This is a genomic window from Acinetobacter sp. NRRL B-65365 (assembly GCF_001605865.1).
Taxonomy (GTDB): Bacteria; Pseudomonadota; Gammaproteobacteria; order Pseudomonadales; family Moraxellaceae; genus Acinetobacter; species Acinetobacter vivianii.
The window spans coordinates 14,826-34,938 of record NZ_LRPD01000023.1 but is presented as its reverse complement, the minus strand read 5'-3'; the positions used below and the strand labels follow the sequence as shown (position 1 = coordinate 34,938).

Below are 20,113 nucleotides of genomic sequence, written 5' to 3'. Positions count from 1 at the left end.
AAGTGAAGTTTTGTTTATTGCTCAAGCCAAGCAGGCAATGCTGCGATGACTTGATCAAACTTCTCGTTAAGTGGCGCGCCACCTTGTGCTAAGTCAGGTTTACCACCACCTTTACCACCCAGCTCTTGAGCCAAGTGTTTGATGATGTCACCTGCTTTTAGAGTTGCAGCATATTGTTTAGCGACAGAGGCGATTAAACTCACTTTATCGCCATCAACACCAGCTAAAATAATGACTGCATCTTCCAATTTTGATTTTACGCTGTCATGTAGATTGCGTAACGATTTGGCATCCAAACCTTGTACAGCTGTAATTAACGTTTGACGACCAGCAATTTCTTTCACTTGATCCAGTAAGTCGGCAGCCTGGAAGCTTGCTAATTTCTGGTTCAATTGTTCGATTTGCTTTTGTAGACTAGAAGCAGTTTCAACAATCGCTTCAACTTTCTCAACAGTTTGATCTTTCTGTGCTTTTAACAAGCCATTGATCGTCTGGATATCTGTTTCAGCTTTTTGAACCACTTCAAGTGCTTTAGTGCCAGTCACTGCTTCAATACGACGAACACCCGCAGCCACGCCACCTTCAGAAGTGATTTTGAACAAGCCAATATCACCTGTGCGTTTAACGTGAATACCGCCACAAAGCTCGATCGAGAAGTTTTTCTCTTCAATGACTGAACCCATCGACAATACACGAACTTCTTCACCATACTTTTCACCGAACAGCATCATTGCGCCTTTGGCTTTTGCTGTGTCGATATCAAGCAGTTCAGTAGTTACCGCAGTATTTGCAATCACTTCAGCATTGACTAAACGTTCAATCTGTTGCAATTGTTCAAATGAAACAGGCTGGTCATTGGCAAAGTCAAAACGTAAAATGTCACTTGCAACCAAAGAACCTTTCTGTTGTACATGCTCACCAAGAATCTGGCGTAAAGCTGCATGTAAAAGGTGAGTCGCTGAGTGGTTACGCGCTGTTGCAGCACGGATGTCTGCTTTAACAGTCGCTTCAACATTTTGAGCTGCTTTTAGGCTACCCATGGTCACGATACCTTGATGGACAAAAGCACCACCAGATTTTTTAGTATCTTGTACTTCGAAGATACCTGTATCGTTTTTGAAGATACCTGTGTCACCAATCTGACCACCGCTTTCTGCATAGAAAGGGGTTTGGTTTAGAACGATAAGTGCTTCGTCACCTTCGTTGATTTCATCAACTTGAACGCCATCTTTGTAAATCGCAACAATTTGACCTTGGCCTTGAGTTGCATCGTAGCCATCAAACTGAGTTTCGCCTTCAACTTTTACAATGCTGTTATAGTCAACTGCGAATTTACCTGCATCACGTGCGCGTTGACGTTGTGCAGCCATTTCAACTTCGAAACCAGCTTCATCAATCGTAAGATCACGTTCACGTGCGATATCAGCAGTTAAATCTGTTGGGAAACCATAAGTATCATAAAGTTTAAATACAGTTTCACCAGGAATCACATTGCCTTTCAGCTGAGCCAATTCACCTTCAAGTAATTTCAGGCCTTGCTCAAGTGTTTTCGCAAATTGTTCTTCTTCTTTAAGTAGTTGCGCTTCGATGCGTGCTTGCTGCGCAGCAAGTTCTGGATAAGCATCGCCCATCACTTCAATCAGAGGTTGCAACATCTTGTAGAAGAATGAACCAGTCGCACCGAGTTTGTTGCCATGACGCACTGCACGACGAATGATACGACGTAACACATAACCACGACCTTCATTTGAAGGGTTAACACCGTCAGCAATCAAGAATGAGCATGAACGTGCATGGTCAGCAATCACTTTTAAAGAAGCAGGGTATTCAACTGGTTTATTTTGAGCTTTCGCTTCAGCTTCAATTGCAGTGGTATCTAAACCAATGATTTCAGCTGCTGCTTTTAATAAGTGTTGGAACAAATCAATTTCATAGTTTGAATTGACGTGTTGCAATACCGCAGAAATACGCTCCAAGCCCATACCTGTATCTACAGATGGTGCTGGAAGAGGGTGCATTACACCATCCGCAGTACGGTTGAACTGCATGAAAACGTTGTTCCAGATTTCGATGAAACGATCGCCATCTTCTTCAGGTGAACCCGGTAAGCCACCCCAGATATGATCGCCATGGTCATAGAAGATTTCAGAACAAGGACCACATGGGCCTGTATCACCCATTGCCCAGAAGTTGTCTGATGCGTACTGTCCGCCTTTATTGTCACCAATACGGATAATACGATCTGCGTCTAGACCGATTTCTTTATTCCAGATATCAAACGCTTCATCATCAGTGTGATAAACAGTGACATATAAACGATCTTTCGGTAAACCTAACCATTGTTCGCTGGTCAAGAATTCCCACGCAAATTTAAGCGCGTTTTGTTTGAAATAATCACCAAAAGAGAAGTTACCTAACATTTCAAAGAAGGTATGGTGACGTGCGGTATAACCTACGTTGTCGAGGTCATTGTGTTTACCGCCAGCGCGGACACACTTTTGTGATGAAACGGCACGGACATAATCGCGCTTTTCTAGACCTAAGAAACAATCTTTAAACTGGTTCATACCAGCATTGGTAAACAGCAAAGTTGGGTCGTTGGCGGGAACGAGAGAACTCGAAGCGACACGTGTATGCCCTTGCGATTCGAAATAACGCAAAAATGCTTCACGGATTTCAGCTGATGTCATAAAGCGAGTACTCACAACCAAGACACTCCATAATTTTGAATTTGGCTATATGCAATAAGGTACGTTGTTTTTAACGTTTTACAATCGAACCCATTGCGTGGCATAGATTTTAAAAGTGCTAAATTATAACGGAAAATACCCGCCTCACCAACGATTTTACAAGCAATATCATATAAAACTGTGTTTAAGCTAAAAATCTATATTCAATAGGGCAACTGATGTTTTACCATATAGCACAGAAAAGATGATGTTTTTATGAATAAGGACGCTACATGCAACGTATCGCTATCAATGGATTTGGTCGAATTGGTCGGAATGTATTACGTGCATGGTTTGAAAGTCCAAAACAGTTTCAATTTGAAATCGTTGCGATTAATGATGTGGCTGATGTCCAGACGCTGGTACATTTATTTAAGTACGATACCACGCATGGTCGCTTTGCTGGGCAAGTTGAAATTCTGATTGAAAATGAATGTATTTTTTTGAACATTCAGTCCAATCAACGCCAATTAAAACTACAAGTTCTGAAACAAGAGCAACCCGAATTATTGCCTTGGGCGGATTTAAATATTGATGTAGTACTGGAATGTACAGGTCTATTCCGTTCACGTGCTGATGCAACCCGCCATGTCGAAGCAGGCGCCAAGCGAGTCATTATTGGTGCTGCGCCTTTTGACTCAGTTGATGCTGCGATTGTCTATGGTGTGAACCATAATGAAGTCAAAGCAAGCGATCAGATTATTTCCAGCGTGTCGTGTACCACTCAAGCTTTAGTTCCGCTGGTTAAAATCATTGATGATGCCTTTGGTATTGATACGGCATTAATGACTGAAATCCATGCAGTCACAGCCGATCAATCAGTATTGGATCATGCGCATCGGGATTTACGTCGTGCGCGTGCCTCTGGGCAGAATATTATTCCTACCACCTCAAGTGCTTTAGGCGCGTTAAAACAGGTCATGCCAAAAATGGAAGATCGTATTGATGGTTATTCAATTCGTGTACCGACCATTAATGTCGCAGCGATTGATTTAACTTTTGTTTCGCACTCACCCATTACCGTGCATAAAGTTAACGAAGTCCTGACTAAAGCGGCTCAGTTTGATTATGCGCAGATTATGCAAGTAACAGATGAGGATTTGGTTTCGAGTGACTTTAATCATTCACCTTATTCTTTAATTGTTGATTTAACGCAGACGATGGTGGTGGGACACCAAGCGAAAGTTTTTGCGTGGTATGATAATGAGTGGGGTTATGCAAATCGTTTACTGGATTTGTGTGAATCATTTTGTGATGAATAACATTTAAGAACAGATAATAAATAATTCGGAGCAACGGATGACATTTATATTGATTTGGGGTTTTCTGCTGCTTTTATTAGGGGCAGTGATATTTTTATTCTGGTTTCAGTTTAAAAATACCGAAGTTCAACAACCTGCTGATATTCAGATCGTACAACTTGAGGAAAAAGTAGTGCATCTGGAGTTACATCTCAAAAAGAGTCTGGAAATCATGCAGGATCTTGCCAAAAAAATGCATGTACAACAGGAAGTACTTGATCGAACGGTGGCAAATATTGCTGCATTAGAAAAGCAGAATGTTGAATTGGTGAATGTGTTAGAAATGATGGTTAAAGGCGGGAAAGGAACTTAATAAATATAAGCTAACTTCTGAGAGTCTTTTATAAAAACTCAGATTCGCGATCAGTTTGAGGTATTTTATGGGCCTAGACTTGGATGAATGGGTGGTTCGCCTCACCACTGAGGAAGACTGGAAAATCCTTAAAACTGTTCGTTTAGAATCGCTCTTGGATAGTCCAGAAGTTTTTGCTATGACTTATGCTGTGGTAGAGCAATATAGTGAGTCAGAATGGCGTAATCGTGCCTCGCAGAAGACTCGGCATCAATATATTTTAGCGATTAAAGGGGGCCGAGCAATTGGTATTATTGGTGGAACTCAAAACGCCGTACATGAATTTAATCTTATCGCGATGTGGGTTAATCCTATGTTCCGTGGTCGTGGTATCGCGGATCTTCTAATTTCTGCTATCAAGGGTGTCGCAATTTCTCAAGGATACTCTAGAGTGGTATTAAGCGTGTCTCCAGATAATTTGAGAGCAGTAAATTTTTACTCTAGACACAATTTTGTATTTATACCTGAGTGGGAGGCTTTACCTCTTGAGTCCGGGAGAAGAAATCAAAAAATGGAATGTGTGGGCTTATTTTAATAGATGCTCAGAATGATCGCTTTGGATGTTTGCTCCGTTTCAGTATTCACGATTGCGGTGGCTTAAAAGCAGAGAATTTATAAAAGGCTGTTTTGCATTCAATACTCAGGCTGTTGATGCAATCAAAAAATTGAATTTGATCAACTGGAAACAGGGCGATAGTTCAGATGTTGGGCAGTTCTTTGGAACAAGAACATGGACTTACACAATCAATGAGTAACTTCAATCTATTGAATCTATTCGTTAATTTTATATGCAAGTCTATATAAACAGAGCATAAAACTATAAAGTTTTATGCAAATTCGAAGGTGCATCACATAAATCTTCGTGCTACACTACGCTGAATCGGGCATTCACCCGATTTTTTTATGTGGTTGCTTTTTGTGTGGATGCCTCCACATTGAACAGATTTTAGGTTTGGAACATGACCATTTCAGAGACATGGTTGCTCCCTGACGGGGTAGCAGATGTATTGCCCGAACAAGCGCAAGTTGTTGAAACGTTGCGTCGAGAAGCGTTAGATTTCCTCGCAGTTCGAGGTTATCAATTGGTGTATACGCCATTTATTGAATACATTGAATCGTTGTCTTTACTTTCAGAATCTAATCAAGATTTAGATTTAGTTACTTTCAAAGTAATTGACCAACTGTCTGGCCGTTTACTCGGCGTTCGTGCGGATATGACACCGCAAGTTGCACGTATCGATGCCCATGTACGCCCAGTTGAAGGTGTGGCTCGTTATTGCTATGCAGGTTCAGTCTTGCATACGAAACCACAGAATTTTAATGCAACACGTGCGCCTTTACAGTTAGGGGCAGAGTTGTATGGTCATGACAGCATCGAAGCTGATGTTGAAATGGTCAATGTGATGCTGGCTTTAATTCAGCACACACATACGCTTGAAGGTGCGCATTTAGATCTGGGCCATGTCGGTTTATTCCGTAGTCTGGTGAAACATGCGGGTCTGAATAAAAATACCGAAAGTGAACTTTCTGATTTATATCAGCGTAAGGCATTACCTGAGCTTGAAGAATTTACCCAAGATTTAGCGATGGGTACGGACTTTTATGCATTAGGTCGCTATGCAAGTGATTTGGATGCATTACAAGCACATTTAAGCCAAGAAATTTTAAATGATGTTGATTTCAAGATTGCGTTTGATGCATTGAAAACAACATTAGCGCAAATCCAGTCAAGCTGGCCAAATCTGAATGTGGGTGTTGACGTGGTTGAACTACGTAGTTACCACTATCACACGGGCTTGATGTATGCCATTTATGCACCAAATCGTGCTGCGCCACTGGCTCAAGGTGGACGTTATGATGGTATTGGTGAACACTTTGGTCGTGCGCGTCCAGCAACAGGTTTCAGTTGTGACTTATATGCTTTAGGTGCAACACAGTTTGTCGAAATCGAAACTGTCATCGCGCCAAAAGGCAATCAACAAGATTTATTGAATGCAATTGTAGATGCGCGTAGCCAAGGTTTACGTGTGGTGCAATTGTTAGGTAATGATGATTTAAGCTCAGTGCCATATGCGACCCATCAGATGGTGTCTCAAAATGGTCAGTGGGTAATTGAAAAGATTTAATTGCCAAGTATGTAAGACTTGGTTTCCAATTTTAACAGCATGATGTAATGAGGCTATTATGGGCAAAAATGTTGTGGTACTTGGTACCCAATGGGGCGACGAAGGAAAAGGTAAAATCGTCGACCTGCTCACAGATCAAGCGGCTGCGGTAGTACGCTATCAAGGCGGACACAACGCAGGCCATACTCTTGTGGTAGGTGGTAAGAAGACTGTATTGCACCTCATTCCATCAGGTATTTTACGTGAAAACGTATTGTGCTTAATCGGTAATGGTGTTGTTCTTTCTCCTGAAGCCCTAATTAAAGAAATGGCGATTCTGGAAGAAGAAGGCGTACCTGTTAAAGAACGTTTACGTATTTCTCCAAACTGTCCATTAATTTTGCCAAACCACATTGCGCTTGACCAAGCACGTGAGAAAAAACGTGGTAACGCAAAAATCGGTACGACAGGTCGTGGTATTGGCCCAGCTTACGAAGATAAAGTTGCACGTCGCGCTGTACGCGTAGCTGACTTGATCCGTGGCGGTGCATTGCTTGAAGAAAAACTCAAGGAAATGCTTGAGCTTCATAACTTCCAGCTTTCTCAATTCTATGGCGTTGAAGAAGTTAAGTTTGAAGATGTACTTGCGCTTTGTAACCAATGGCGTGAAGTGCTTGAACCGTTAGTGATTGACGTGACTAAAGTGTTACATGATTACCGTAAAGAAGGTAAGGCAATCATGTTTGAAGGTGCACAAGGTTCATTACTTGACATCGATCATGGTACATATCCATACGTAACTAGCTCGAATACTACTGCTGGTGGCGTAAGCTCTGGTTCAGGTATGGGCCCACTTCATTTAGACTATGTATTGGGTATTACCAAAGCATACACAACACGTGTTGGTGCTGGTCCATTCCCAACTGAATTGCACTATGATGCTGCAACCGATACAGGTGATGCAATTGGTCGCCATTTAGGTACTGTAGGTCATGAATTTGGTGCGTCTACTGGCCGTCAACGTCGTTGTGGTTGGTTCGATGCCGAAATTCTACGTCGTTCAGTTGAAGTAAACTCATTGTCTGGTATTTGCTTGACTAAACTTGATGTATTAGATGGTTTAGAAGAAGTGAAAATCTGTGTGGGTTATGAAGATGTAGATTCAGGCTGTGCAGGTTCTTCTGATGCGATTTCATTCGAAAGCTTGAAGCCGATCTATGAAACAATGCCAGGTTGGAGCGAATCTACTGTAGGTTTGACTCAAATCGATCAACTTCCTGCAAATGCATTGGCTTATGTACGTCGCATCGAAACTTTAATTGGTTGCCCAATTGATATCGTTTCAACAGGTCCTGACCGTGCAGAAACAATTGTATTACGTCATCCATTTTCAGCATAAGCTGAGTTGGTGACAAAAAAGCTCTCATGAATTTGAGAGCTTTTTTTATGGAAAAATTTCAGAAGAATAAGAGCCAATATGACTTTAAAACTAATTGCAGAAGACTTTATCCAACCCGAACACACTGATGCAGTTTTACCGCTGTATCAAGAGCTTGTTGAAAAAACTAGAACGGAAGCAGGGTGTATCGCTTACGATCTTTACCATGATCATAAGCAGAAAGGGCATTTTGTCTTTATTGAAGAATGGGTCGATCGGGCTGCACTGGATTTACATGTACAGTCTGAGCATTTTCAGCGCTTAGTGCCTCAAATTGATCAATATCAAACACAAATTGGGCGTTTTACGCATCTACATCCTTTTGAGACCTTGTTTGAGCATCAAGATGATCAGTAATATCGCTTTAATCTAGAAAATTGTGATAGCAAAAAATTAGATTTTGATTCCAATCTTTGTTATTTCACAGCCTGAAAAATCCTCGTTATATTAGCTTTACGTTCAAACAAAGAGGGTTTTAACTATGACGAAAAAGAGAATCCGCTACAATGGCTATGAATTGGCGTGCCGATGTTGTTTTGCATCACAGCGCTAAAAAAGGTGCAAACCAATTTTGATCAAGGCGGGGAGAGAGGTTGGTTTGACATTTTCAGAATAATAAAAACTGATGATTGAATAATAAAAATTATAAAAAGTCTAAGAGAACCGAAAGGTTCTCTTTTTTAATTATAATCCTGTTGAGCCATTGAGATAAAGATCGCCGAAAAAAATGCCATTTATTTTCGTATTATGGAAAGTTACCTCATAGTTTAGAGGGTTATAAGTTCCATTCTGGCATTTAAGTGTGAAAACTCCACAATAAAGTGGATAAATAATTAAGTTAGGAAACGTAAGATTCACATATTGAACTTGATTGTTTTGAATACCTATACTTAATTCATCAAGTTGAAAAGCTGCTTGATTATGATTGGTAAATGAAAGTTGTTTATATTGAGTTGATAAAGATGATATTTGGTCCTGTTCTGATGGAAGAAATGAAACATTCAGAGTACGTGATTGACTCTCTGGCAACTGAACTTTAGTCGGTGCTTCTGTAAGCCTTCCTTCAACAGAGCCCACAAGCATAATGGTATTGATTGGAGCATCTACCCAAGATTGTTTGGTTAATAATAGATTATTAAAATCAAGCTTGGCTTGGCCTGTTTTCATATTGACTGAATTGACAATATTAGCGCAGGGATTATTATTTTTTGAGCATTGAAATTCTTTTTTTACAGTTATGCTTTGACCACTTTTTTCAAACTCTGTTAATTTGACTGAATTTGGTGTGGCATTAATTAATGTATCATAATCCGCTTCTAAGCGGTAAAGCGTATTTGCATTCATATCAAAATCAAACTCTAATCGATAGCTTGTTTTGAACTGATCATTTTCTTTATTGAAGATTTGAGTGTAACGATAGACTGGGGTATCTACATTGGTCGATTGGGTCGAAGGTAAGGTTTTCTCTAGAAATTTCAAATCTGTCTTAACTTCACTCATAACCTTTGGTGGAATATAACTGCTATTGGAATTAGAAGAGTCACTACCACATGCAGATAATAAGGTAAGACTTGAAATCATCCCAACAGAAAGGAATACTTTTTTATGGCTGTGCATTTTGATTCTACCGATAGCATTATTATTACCGTGGCTAATTATATTTAGCCAATTTCGGTAAAATTCTATCATGCAAAATGTTGGATATATATCGCTATTTATGACTCTTCAATTTCTTTCACTGCGTTATAAACAGCGGCAGGTTCGATATTCAGAATCTTTTTACCAAAACTTCTGAGCCACCAGACCAGTTGTGAGGTAAAGGGAACTGTTGCAGAAACTTCAACAATATTCTCTTCCAATGGTTGAATGACTTGATCCTTGCTGAGCTGACTTTCATAAAAACTTCGTGCTGTACTTTCGCTCATAGTCAGTTTTAACTGAATTTGTTCAGTTGGCTTGTTATAGTCCACACGGAAACCGAGAGCGCCCGATTCAATATAGTTATCAATATCAAAATTCACAGGATGTAATGCGCGATTGTCCAGTACGGTCGCAGATTTAAAGCGGTGCAAGGCAAAGGTCTGAACTTCGGTTTTATCGTTACGGGTACAGATCAAGTAAATCACTGCACCTTTTTGTACCAATGCCAATGGGTTCAGGATATAGGTTTTATCTTCACCTTGATGAGTTCTGGCGCGGTAAATACATTCAATCTGTTTATCTTGTAATAAACCTTCATAAATCGCTTGCTGAGCATGCTTGTCAACCACTGGCGGGATGAGTGGCTGGGTCGCAGGTACGATTCGAACGCGGTTAATCCATTGTCTCACGTTGTTTTGGGTAGAAAGGCTACGTTTGGCAAGATCAAACCATGGAGTCATTTCTTCTAATAAGCTGGGTGGAAGCAAGTGACGTAAATGTTCTTCAACCATCATGAACGTTACCGCTTGCGAACTGGTCATGTGTGGCAAGCTTTGAATAGGTGCGTCAGAACGCCAGCGCCAGCCTTGAGGGACGGTTTTATTACTTTCAATAGGGAAACGCTGCGCAATCTGATTTAAATCGCGCTGAATCGTTCTCAAGCTAATATCAATGCCTTCACGTTCTAAAATTTCTTGTAATTCTCGGGTACCCATCCATTTCCCAGTAGAAAGGCGGGATAAAATTTGCCACTGGCGATAAAGGCTATTCGAAGTTTCTTTTTCTTGTACGGATGACATAAGCGTAATACGTAATTCAATGGTCTAAAGCACACACAATAAAAAAACTATACCTAATTAGCAAGTCCATCCTATCCAGATTACGTATTTACGACTGAAATGAGCACGCTTTTGCTTAAATATTTTAAATAAGAGTAAAAAATGTTCATTTAAAAGGTGTCTACGGTTCAGGTTTTGACTTGTCAAATGTAGAGAGAAAAAGATGACGTATTGTTGTGCTTTAAGATTAGAACAGGGTCTGGTACTGATTAGTGATACCCGTACTAATGCTGGGGTCGATCATATTTCTGTGTTTCGGAAATTGCACACCTTTGGGGTCGAAGGCGAGCGCTTTATAGCCTTGCAAACCTCAGGTAATTTAGCGACAACCCAAGCGGTGATTGGACATTTGCAAAATGCACTGGTGTTACGACAGGAACCGAATCTGAATACAGTCAATACCATGTTTGAGGTGGCCGAACTGATTGGTAAAACCTTACGCAAGGTACTTGGAGATATCACTGCAGATCCACATGAACAGATAAATTACTCTTGCAGTATCTTAGTGGCAGGCCAAATTCAGGGCGATAAAATGCAGCTGTATAATGTCTATCCGCAGGGTAATTTTATTTGCGCAACCACGGATACGCCATATTTTCAGATTGGTGAAAGTAAATACGGAAAACCGATTCTGGATCGCGCTTTGTATTACAAAATGCCTTTAGATGATGCTTTGCGTTGTGCGCTTATTTCCTTTGATTCGACGTTACGTTCAAATGTATCTGTGGGTCTACCATTGGATGCGCTGGTTTATCATAAAGATAGCTTCAAGATTCCCACAGGCAAGCGGATTAGTGAAAATGATCCTTACTTTACCCAGATCAGTAAGCAATGGTCGGAGACATTACGTCGTGGCTTGCAAGAACTACCCAAGCCGACAGCAGATTATGATCTTTAAATGAGCGCGAATAAAAAAATCCAGACATTGGTCTGGATTTTTTGTGCACTTAAATGACTCTACGTCGTGGTCGATTGCTTAAACGACACAATAATTCATAGCCAATGGTTCCGTTTGCTGTTGCAACATCATCTACGAGGCGATTTGGTCCCCAAAGCTCCACTTTTGTGCCAAGTTCAGCTTTGATATTGGTGATATCAATTGCCATCATATCCATGCTGACACGTCCAACGACGGGAACGAGCTGTTGGTCAATGGCCACAAAATTCTGCTGCGTATAGGCACGTGGATAGCCATCTCCATAACCAATCGAAACAATGGCAATTTTTGAAGGGCAGGTTGCTGCATAGGTTGAACCATAGCCCACACATTCACCTTGCTGGATTTGATTCAAAGCAATGATCTCCGCACTAAAGGTCATTACAGCCTTGAGATCGAGATGATGTATATTTTTATCTGCAAATGGGGAGGCGCCGTATAGCATGATGCCAGGACGGACAAAATCAAAATGCAGTTCAGGATATTTATAAATTGCCGCTGAATTGCAGCAAGAGGCCAAAATTGGTGCACATGCCTCTTTAACCTGTAAGAATTGTTCTATTTGCTGTTCATTCAGCGGGTGATCTACATCGGCATTGGCGAAATGCATGGCGAGCACACAGGTAAAACCTTCTGCTTTTAAACGTTGAATAACATCAATAATTTCAGTCACTTTAAAGCCTAAACGGTTCATTCCGCTATTCAGCTTTACCCAGACTTTTAAGCCCAACGCATTGTAGGCTTGCTTATGCAGGATCAGCCATTCAACTTGCTGGGTATGGTGAACAATACATTCAAGCCTTTGCTCAATGACATGGGGCATTTCATCTTCAGAGAAAATACCTTCAATCAGCGTGATCGGTTGGGTATATCCCAGTTGCCTGATCTCTAGCGCTTCTTCTAAACAGGCGACACCAAAGGCGTCTGTGGCGTCCAAGGCGGCTAAACAATCTTTAACTCCATGTCCGTAAGCATTGGCTTTGACCATACTGACAATTTTTGAATGGGGAGCAAGTTGTTTAACGCGGTTAAAATTATATTGTAGTGCATCACTATCAATATAAACTGTTGCTTGGCGCACCCTGATTTCTCCTTTGGGACGACTTGGAAAGTAGATAAAGCAATTAAATCGGGTAGGAATTATTCCTCATCATCATACTGAGCATAGAACTCAGGTGAGAGGTTACTAAAACGGGTGTATTGACCTTCAAAGGCAAGGCGGACGCTACCAATTGGGCCGTTACGCTGTTTACCAATGATGATTTCGGCGGTGCCTGCTTCTTTCGACTCTTTGTTATAGACTTCATCACGATAAATAAACATGATTAAGTCGGCATCCTGCTCGATCGCACCCGATTCACGTAAGTCGGACATCACTGGACGCTTGTTTGGTCGGTTCTCCAAACTACGGTTAAGCTGTGATAGTGCGATAACAGGACATTGCATTTCTTTGGCAAGCGCTTTCAAGCTTCGGGAAATTTCCGAGATCTCACCCACACGGTTATCACCCATACCTGGCACTTTCATTAACTGCAAGTAATCTACCATGATACAGCCGATTTTGCCATCATGCATTTTGGCTACACGACGCGCACGGGCACGAAGTTCGGTTGGTGGCAGGGCAGATGAGTCATCGATATAGAGATGCATTTCTTGTAATTGCAGGATTGTACCCGTTACTTTGGTCCATTCATCTGCATCCAGATTACCCGAACGCAAATGCCCTTGATGGACTTTACCCATTGCTGAGATCAAACGCATGGCAATGGAGTCAGCTGGCATCTCCATTGAGAATACGAGCGCTGGTAATCGGTTATATTGCAATACACTTTCAACTAGGTTCATCGCGAATGTGGTTTTACCCATCGATGGACGTGCCGCAACAATAATCAAGTCACCCGGTTGCATCCCTGAAGTTTTATTATCTAGCTCTAGGAATCCAGTGGTTAAACCAGTAATGTTGCCATCGAGTTTAGAGAGTTCATCTAATTTGGTGATAACGTCAGCAGTTACAGAGCTGATTGATTTTGGCCCAGAATCTTTTTTATTGTTGTTGTGCTGTTCCGCCAAAGAGAAAATACTGGTTTCTGCTAAATCTAGAATTTCGCTGACTGGACGACCTTTGGTGTCATAGGCATTTTGTAAAATATCACTGCTGATCTTGATCATATTACGCAGAGTTGAGAACTCCTTGATTTTATTTGCATAAATTTCAAGGTTATAGAAGCTTGATGGAGAGTCTGCCATCAATTGCATCAGATATTCTTCACCACCAATCGCGTCAAGCAAGTTTTGTTTAAGTAACCAGTCATTCACCAAAACGGCATCGTAAGGTGAGTTTTCTTGTGCCAGTTTTTCAATGGCGCGATAGATATATTTGTGACGCGTTGCATAGAAATCATTTTCTTTCAGTAAGTCACTGACTTGTTCAAATGATTCAGCCACCGTCATCAATGCGGCTAAAACAGCCTGCTCAATTGCAAGATTGTGAGGTGGAGTGCGGAATTCTTTTAGTTGACCTGAGTCACTCACTTTACTCTCTGTGTTTGGAGAATTTTTTGTAAAATTGGCATTCGCCTGTGACATAACAAGACCTAATAAAAAAGATGAAACACGACCGAGTGACTATCTTAATCCAAATGAAGCTGATCTGGACAATTTAATTCAGGGAAAATTGTGTAAGTGGTGCAATAGCATAATAGATAGTCATTTCTGCTATTACACCCAGTGTGGTCAAATTCGTGTAAATAAAAAAAATGAGCGATTTTAGGTTAAGGTTTTGCAAACCAGTCTTGTACGAACTTTCCATTTTTTAAGCGGTAAGCCGAAAGGCCATAGCGAAGATCATTGTTTTGAGCATCTTTAACGAAACCTGTATCCTTGCCCAAAGAATAAAGGAAGGCATCAAGCAGAAGTAGGGTAGCATCAATAAACCACCAGAAACCTAAGCCACCAAAAGTGATTAATTTTAAAATACCACTGGTCTTTTTGCCGAGATAGAAACGATCTATTCCGAAAAAACCTAAAAACATTGCGAGTACCAAAGCGATGATACGATTCTTCTTTTGCATATGAGGCCCTATAAAGATGAGAATTATAAAAATTTAAAACTTAATTCGAAGTCTTTTTGTATTTTTTAGACATAAAAAAAAGAGCATGTAAAACATGCTCTTTTTCTTTGCAGAAATTACTCAGATACGATAGTAACGAGAACTTCAGCAACAACATCATGATGCAATTGGATTGCGATGTTGAATTCACCAGTGTGACGAAGCGCACCGTTTGGTAAACGAACTTCTGCACGGTCTACAGCAAGACCAGCATTAGTTAAAGCATCAGCGATGTCACGAGTACCGATAGAACCGAAGAGTTTACCTTCGTCACCAGCTTTCGCAGTGATAACGATGTTAACTTCGTTCAATTGTTCAGCACGTGCATTCGCAGCAGCTAATACTTCAGCTTCTTGTTTCTCAAGTTCAGCACGACGAGCTTCAAAAGCAGCAGTGTTTGCTTCAGTTGCAGCTACAGCTTTACCTTGAGGGATCAAGAAGTTACGACCGTAACCAGCTTTAACTGATACTTTGTCGCCTAATTTACCAAGGTTTTTAATGCGTTGTAATAAGATAACGTCCACAGCTCACCTCACTTACTTATGGTTGTCAGTGTACGGAATCAAAGACAAATAGCGAGCTTGTTTAATAGCTAACGCTAATTGACGTTGATAACGAGCTTTAGTACCTGTAATACGGCTAGGAACAATCTTGCCGTTTTCAGTGATGTACTGTTTTAAAGTGTCGATATCTTTGTAGTCGATGTACGCAACATTCTCAGCTGTAAAGCGGCAGAACTTGCGACGACGGTAAAAACGTGCCATTGATGTTCTCCTTATTCAGCTTCTTGAACTGCTTGTTGTGCTTCTTCACGTTGAGCTTTACGCGCACGTTTTTCTTCAGCACTCTTAGCAAGTAAAGATTCTTCAGTAATTGCGTGTTCACGACGGATGATGATGTTACGAATGATCGCGTCGTTATAACGGAACAATTCTTCTAATTCATCAAGAGTCGTTTGACCACATTCAACATTCATAAGAATGTAGTGTGCTTTGTGAATTTTGTTAATCGGGTAAGCCAATTGGCGGCGGCCCCAATCTTCTAAACGGTGAATTTGACCTTCAGCTTCTTTGATCTGAGAGATATAGCGTTCAACCATACCTACAACTTGATCGCTTTGGTCTGGATGTACCAATAGTACGATTTCGTAGTGACGCATTGTCAGCTCCTTACGGTTTAAGCAGCCCCTAATTATAAAAATCAGAAGCAAGGAGTCATAACTTAAAAAGTTATGTCGCAAATTGCGAAGCGGGGATTATATTCAAATCAGAGCGATAAAGCAAATCTGCTTGGTTTTTTTAGTTTTAATTTTTTGATGAAACATTTAAAAATAGAATGAACATTTAATTTATTTTAGGTGAAATGAGAAGGGGACTTTAAAACAAAAGGTGCGAGCAAACTTGATTATCAATTTGAGTGCAGGGTCGAGTTTAAGATAACGCAAGGTGAACGTCTCATTTAGGCAATAAAGAAGCGAATGTTTTTATTGCACGAAATGAAGAACGATACAGGGAGAATAAAAAGATAGAGAATCCTCTATCTTTTTAAAAAATAGGGAAGAATGGTGCAGGGCTTTTAAAGGTAAAACTAAAGCTTAAACTGATGACAGTAACCAGAATTACTGAAAAAAGGAAAAAGCGTTTAGCCCAAAGTTGATCATCTTTAGCCTTAAATCCTAAAATACCAATGTAGAACCAGTAAATGCAAAGTGCATTACAGATCACCAGAAAAATGATGTTGGTGTATCCATATACAAATAAAGCATTCATTGCAACGGTAAATAAAACCACATAAATCAGTGATTCAATCTTCGTTCTTAAAATTGAACGCGCTACAGGTAAAATCGGAACGCCTGCATTTTTGTAGTCGTCAAAACGATAAATTGCGATTGCCCATGAATGCGGCATTTGCCATAAAGCATATGCAACGAAAATCAATAAGGCCGCCATATCGAACTGATGACTTACAGCCGTATAACCAATAACAGGAGGACTCGCTCCAGAAATACTACCAATGACAGTTTGATGGATTGTGGTACGTTTCGTCCACAAACTATAAAAACCGACATAGACCACAAAACCAATCACAGCAAATAAAAATGCATAAGCGTTGACATAGAACCAGAGAATGCTAAAGCCAATAACACCTAAAACCAATGCATATAACATGGCAACAGTAGGGGAAATCGTTTTAGTCACAAGCGCTCGGTTCATGGTGCGCTGCATTTTTTGATCGATGTCTTGATCAATTACATTATTCACCACACAACCAGAAGCAACTACAAGTGTTGTTCCAATCAAGGTCAATAATAATAAGAGGAAGTCTATAGAGCCTTGGGCGGCTAAGAAGAAGCCGCCCAAGGTGGTAATAAAATTACCGAAGAGAATTCCTGGTTTAGTCAGGAATAAATACTTTTTCCACATGACAATCAGTTTAGATCATCATGTTGTAGTGTAGGTAATTCATAATCCACACAGAGCCGACTAAAAGTACAGCGATACATAAGATTGTGTAGATAAATGCAATAAGGTTCCAACGTTGATCAGACGATGTATTCATGTGTAGGAAGTACACAAGTTGTACAAGTACCTGAGCAACAGCAGTAATTGCAATTACTGTAACTAAAACGCCACGACTGAAACCGCCAGCCATCACCATCCCGAACGGGATGATGGTGAGGATAACAGATAGGATAAATCCAACAGTGTATTGCTTAAAGTTACCGTGTGACGCACCTGCAGCATTATGGTCATGACTACTCATTAGAGAACTCCCAGTAAGTAAACGACGCTGAATACACAGATCCAAACGATGTCAAGGAAGTGCCAGAACAAGCTTAAGCAAGCAAGACGACGTGTATTCGGTAAAGTCAAACCATTCTTTTTGATTTGATACATCAATACCAGCATCCAGACTAAACCAGAAGTTACGTGGATACCGTGTGTACCAACCAAAGTAAAGAACGATGATAAGAATGCACTGTGAGTAGGACCGTGGCCTTCGTGTACAAGGTGATGGAATTCATAGATTTCCATACCAATGAACGATGCACCAAAAAGGAATGTAATGAATAACCAAGTGATCACTTGATTTACATTCTTTTTATAAGATGCAAGTACAGCAAAACCAAATGTTACCGATGAGATCAATAAGGCAAATGTTTCAGTTAAAACGAAACCTAATGAATCATGGAACAGGTCATATGCACTTGGGGTTCCTGGCGGGATATGACTGCTTAATACAGCGAACGCAATGAAGAGTGATCCGAAAAGAATCAAGTCACTCATCAAGTATGTCCAGAAACCAAAGACCGTTAAGTCCGTATCATCATGTTCATGATGACCATCGTGGCCGTGGTTGTCGTGATGAAGTACTTCAGCCATTTCCTTAGTCCTTCTTCAAGTGTTTTTCAAGTAAAGCATAGCGTTCGTTTTCAATACGCTCAACTTCAGCAGCAGGAACGTAGTAGTCAACATTCTTGGTGAATGAGCTTACGATCAAGCTAACAACAGCTGAAACGAATGAAACAACAACAAGCCACCAAATATGCCAGATAAGTGCAAAGCCAAGTAATGTAATGAACATTGCAATGACAAAACCAGCAGCACGATCAGTCGGCATGTGGATGTCTTCATATTTAGTGTTACGTGCGTATGCTACACCATTTTCTTTGTCAGTCCAGAAACGGTCAACACCGCTAGCTTCTGGTACATGTGCAAAGTTATAGAATGGAGCAGGAGATGACGTTGCCCATTCAAGGGTACGGCTATCCCATGGATCGCCAGTATGGTCCATGTTGTCCTTACGTTGTAAGAAACCAACGATGATTTGCATCAAGAAGCATGCAATGCCGATCGCAACAAGAACAGCACCGAATAACGCGATAGCCAAGTACGGATCCCATTCAGGGTTGTCATATGTATTCAAACGACGTGTCATACCCATGAAACCAAGGATATAAAGTGGCATGAATGCAAAATAGAAACCGAAGAACCAGAACCAGAACGCAGCTTTACCCCATGCTTCATTGAGCTTCCAACCAAACATTTTCGGCCAGTAGAAGATGATGCCGGCAAACATACCAAACACCACACCACCGATAATTACGTTATGGAAGTGAGCGATCAAGAATAATGAGTTGTGTACAAGGAAGTCCGCTGGTGGAACAGCCATCAATACACCAGTTAAACCGCCAATACCGAATGTTACTAGGAAGCCAAGCGTCCATAACATAGGGGTAGTGAAGGTGATGCGACCTTTATACATTGTGAACAACCAAGAGAAGATTTTCACACCTGTAGGAATCGCAATAACCATGGTCATGATACCGAAGAACGCGTTAACGTTCGCACCAGCACCCATGGTGAAGAAGTGGTGAAGCCATACAACGAACGCAAGAACAGTAATCGCGATAGTTGCATACACCATAGACTTATAACCGAACAACGCTTTACGAGAGAAGGTTGCAACGATTTCTGAGTATAGACCAAAAGCTGGCAATACCAAGATATATACTTCAGGGTGACCCCAAGTCCAGATCAAGTTCACGTAAAGCATTGGGCTACCGCCAAGCTCATTTGTGAAGAAATGGAAGCCGAAGTAACGGTCAAGCGTAAGCATTGCAAGTGTACCTGTTAATACAGGGAACGATGCAATGATTAATACAGCCGTACAAAGTGAAGTCCACGTGAAAATAGGCATATCCATCAATTTCATGCCAGGTGCACGCATTTTGATGATGGTAACAAAGAAGTTAACACCAGATAAAAGCGTACCTAGACCAGAAACCTGAAGTGCCCAGATATAGTAGTCAACACCAACACCAGGAGAATATTGAATGCCAGATAGAGGAGGGTAAGCCATCCAACCAGTCGCAGCAAATTCACCTAATACAAGTGAAAGCATCATCAAACCAGCAGCACCGGCGAATAACCAGAAGCTTAAAGAGTTCAATAATGGGAAAGCAACGTCACGAGCACCAATCTGTAAAGGTACAGAGATGTTCATCATACCGACAACGAGACCCATTGCCACGAAGAAGATCATGATAACACCGTGCGCGGTGAAGATCTGGTCGTAGTGGTCAGGATGTAAGTAACCTTCACCGCCGCCTTTAGCGAGGAAAAGTTGTAGACGCATCATGATCGCATCGGCGAAACCACGCAAAAGCATGACAACAGATACGATGATATACATGATACCAATCTTTTTATGGTCTACAGTAATAAACCACTCATTCCACAAATATCCCCATTTTTTGAAATAGGTGATACCGCCTAAAACAGCAATTGCACCAAGTGCCATAAAGACCATGGTGACAAGTACCAGGGGTTCTGTCGGGATCGAATCCCACCCAAGTTTACCAAAAATCATATCCATGTC

At 40.9% G+C, this 20,113-nt stretch carries 20 protein-coding genes; 7 read left to right on the top strand and 13 right to left on the bottom strand.

What is annotated here, in order from left to right; all coding sequences use genetic code 11:
- Positions 1-14: 14 nt before the first annotated feature.
- Complete coding sequence (gene alaS / locus AWW72_RS10120; protein ID WP_171254709.1) at positions 15-2,705, bottom strand: alanine--tRNA ligase; 2,691 nt, start codon at positions 2,703-2,705, stop codon at positions 15-17.
- A gap of 257 nt (positions 2,706-2,962) precedes the next feature.
- On the opposite strand from alaS, the gene AWW72_RS10115 reads away from it, so the two are divergent.
- From AWW72_RS10115 to AWW72_RS10085, 6 genes are all read left to right on the top strand, one after another.
- Entirely contained in the window at positions 2,963-3,991 is a 1,029-nt protein-coding gene (locus AWW72_RS10115) for a type I glyceraldehyde-3-phosphate dehydrogenase (protein WP_005256853.1), read from the top strand.
- A 37-nt stretch (positions 3,992-4,028) separates the two neighbouring features.
- The gene (locus AWW72_RS10110; RefSeq protein ID WP_062847236.1) at positions 4,029-4,343 is read left to right on the top strand and encodes a hypothetical protein; all 315 of its coding nucleotides are present in this window, start codon (positions 4,029-4,031) and stop codon (positions 4,341-4,343) included.
- 67 nt (positions 4,344-4,410) lie between these two features.
- Entirely contained in the window at positions 4,411-4,917 is a 507-nt protein-coding gene (locus AWW72_RS10105; RefSeq protein WP_062847235.1) for a GNAT family N-acetyltransferase, read from the top strand.
- Between the two features lie 424 nt (positions 4,918-5,341).
- A complete protein-coding gene (locus AWW72_RS10095) occupies positions 5,342-6,508 on the top strand; it encodes an ATP phosphoribosyltransferase regulatory subunit (RefSeq protein WP_062847233.1) in 1,167 nt (388 codons plus the stop codon).
- Between the two features lie 58 nt (positions 6,509-6,566).
- On the top strand, positions 6,567-7,886 hold the full coding sequence (locus AWW72_RS10090) for an adenylosuccinate synthase (RefSeq protein ID WP_004771572.1): 1,320 nt from the start codon (positions 6,567-6,569) through the stop codon (positions 7,884-7,886).
- Positions 7,887-7,964: 78 nt separating this feature from the next.
- Positions 7,965-8,282: a putative quinol monooxygenase gene (locus tag AWW72_RS10085; protein WP_062847232.1), complete on the top strand. Its 318-nt coding sequence runs from the start codon at positions 7,965-7,967 to the stop codon at positions 8,280-8,282.
- 327 nt (positions 8,283-8,609) lie between these two features.
- Here the strand turns inward: AWW72_RS10085 and AWW72_RS10080 are convergent, their stop codons facing one another.
- Together AWW72_RS10080 and AWW72_RS19555 are read right to left on the bottom strand one after the other, a co-directional pair.
- The gene (locus AWW72_RS10080) at positions 8,610-9,542 is read right to left on the bottom strand and encodes a hypothetical protein (protein WP_062847231.1); all 933 of its coding nucleotides are present in this window, start codon (positions 9,540-9,542) and stop codon (positions 8,610-8,612) included.
- Positions 9,543-9,640: 98 nt separating this feature from the next.
- Complete coding sequence (locus tag AWW72_RS19555; RefSeq protein ID WP_081410374.1) at positions 9,641-10,645, bottom strand: helix-turn-helix transcriptional regulator; 1,005 nt, start codon at positions 10,643-10,645, stop codon at positions 9,641-9,643.
- A gap of 202 nt (positions 10,646-10,847) precedes the next feature.
- Here AWW72_RS19555 and AWW72_RS10070 point away from each other — a divergent pair, with 202 nt between their 5' ends.
- Entirely contained in the window at positions 10,848-11,582 is a 735-nt protein-coding gene (locus AWW72_RS10070; protein WP_047432498.1) for a proteasome-type protease, read from the top strand.
- Between the two features lie 49 nt (positions 11,583-11,631).
- Here AWW72_RS10070 and alr read toward each other — a convergent pair whose 3' ends face one another.
- The 10 genes from alr to cyoB form a co-directional block, all read right to left on the bottom strand.
- Positions 11,632-12,702 carry an alanine racemase gene (gene alr / locus AWW72_RS10065; protein WP_062847229.1) on the bottom strand — a complete coding sequence of 357 codons (1,071 nt, stop codon included), beginning with the start codon at positions 12,700-12,702 and terminating at the stop codon, positions 11,632-11,634.
- A gap of 59 nt (positions 12,703-12,761) precedes the next feature.
- Positions 12,762-14,207 carry a replicative DNA helicase gene (dnaB, locus tag AWW72_RS10060; protein ID WP_004771579.1) on the bottom strand — a complete coding sequence of 482 codons (1,446 nt, stop codon included), beginning with the start codon at positions 14,205-14,207 and terminating at the stop codon, positions 12,762-12,764.
- Between the two features lie 185 nt (positions 14,208-14,392).
- On the bottom strand, positions 14,393-14,692 hold the full coding sequence (locus AWW72_RS10055) for a TM2 domain-containing protein (RefSeq protein WP_004771581.1): 300 nt from the start codon (positions 14,690-14,692) through the stop codon (positions 14,393-14,395).
- A gap of 116 nt (positions 14,693-14,808) precedes the next feature.
- The gene (gene rplI, locus AWW72_RS10050; protein ID WP_004771583.1) at positions 14,809-15,255 is read right to left on the bottom strand and encodes a 50S ribosomal protein L9; all 447 of its coding nucleotides are present in this window, start codon (positions 15,253-15,255) and stop codon (positions 14,809-14,811) included.
- A 12-nt stretch (positions 15,256-15,267) separates the two neighbouring features.
- Positions 15,268-15,495 (bottom strand): 30S ribosomal protein S18, encoded by a 228-nt coding sequence (gene rpsR / locus AWW72_RS10045; protein WP_000090661.1) that lies wholly within the window; start codon positions 15,493-15,495, stop codon positions 15,268-15,270.
- An 11-nt stretch (positions 15,496-15,506) separates the two neighbouring features.
- Complete coding sequence (gene rpsF, locus AWW72_RS10040) at positions 15,507-15,890, bottom strand: 30S ribosomal protein S6 (RefSeq protein WP_004638540.1); 384 nt, start codon at positions 15,888-15,890, stop codon at positions 15,507-15,509.
- 385 nt (positions 15,891-16,275) lie between these two features.
- Positions 16,276-17,154 carry a heme o synthase gene (gene cyoE, locus AWW72_RS10035; protein ID WP_004771584.1) on the bottom strand — a complete coding sequence of 293 codons (879 nt, stop codon included), beginning with the start codon at positions 17,152-17,154 and terminating at the stop codon, positions 16,276-16,278.
- A gap of 10 nt (positions 17,155-17,164) precedes the next feature.
- Positions 17,165-17,494 carry a cytochrome o ubiquinol oxidase subunit IV gene (locus tag AWW72_RS10030; RefSeq protein ID WP_004771585.1) on the bottom strand — a complete coding sequence of 110 codons (330 nt, stop codon included), beginning with the start codon at positions 17,492-17,494 and terminating at the stop codon, positions 17,165-17,167.
- Positions 17,494-18,114: a cytochrome o ubiquinol oxidase subunit III gene (cyoC, locus tag AWW72_RS10025; protein ID WP_004771586.1), complete on the bottom strand. Its 621-nt coding sequence runs from the start codon at positions 18,112-18,114 to the stop codon at positions 17,494-17,496. Before cyoC ends, AWW72_RS10030 begins: the two co-directional genes overlap by 1 nt.
- A 4-nt stretch (positions 18,115-18,118) precedes the next feature.
- Entirely contained in the window at positions 18,119-20,110 is a 1,992-nt protein-coding gene (cyoB, locus tag AWW72_RS10020; RefSeq protein WP_004771587.1) for a cytochrome o ubiquinol oxidase subunit I, read from the bottom strand.
- Positions 20,111-20,113 lie beyond the last annotated feature (3 nt).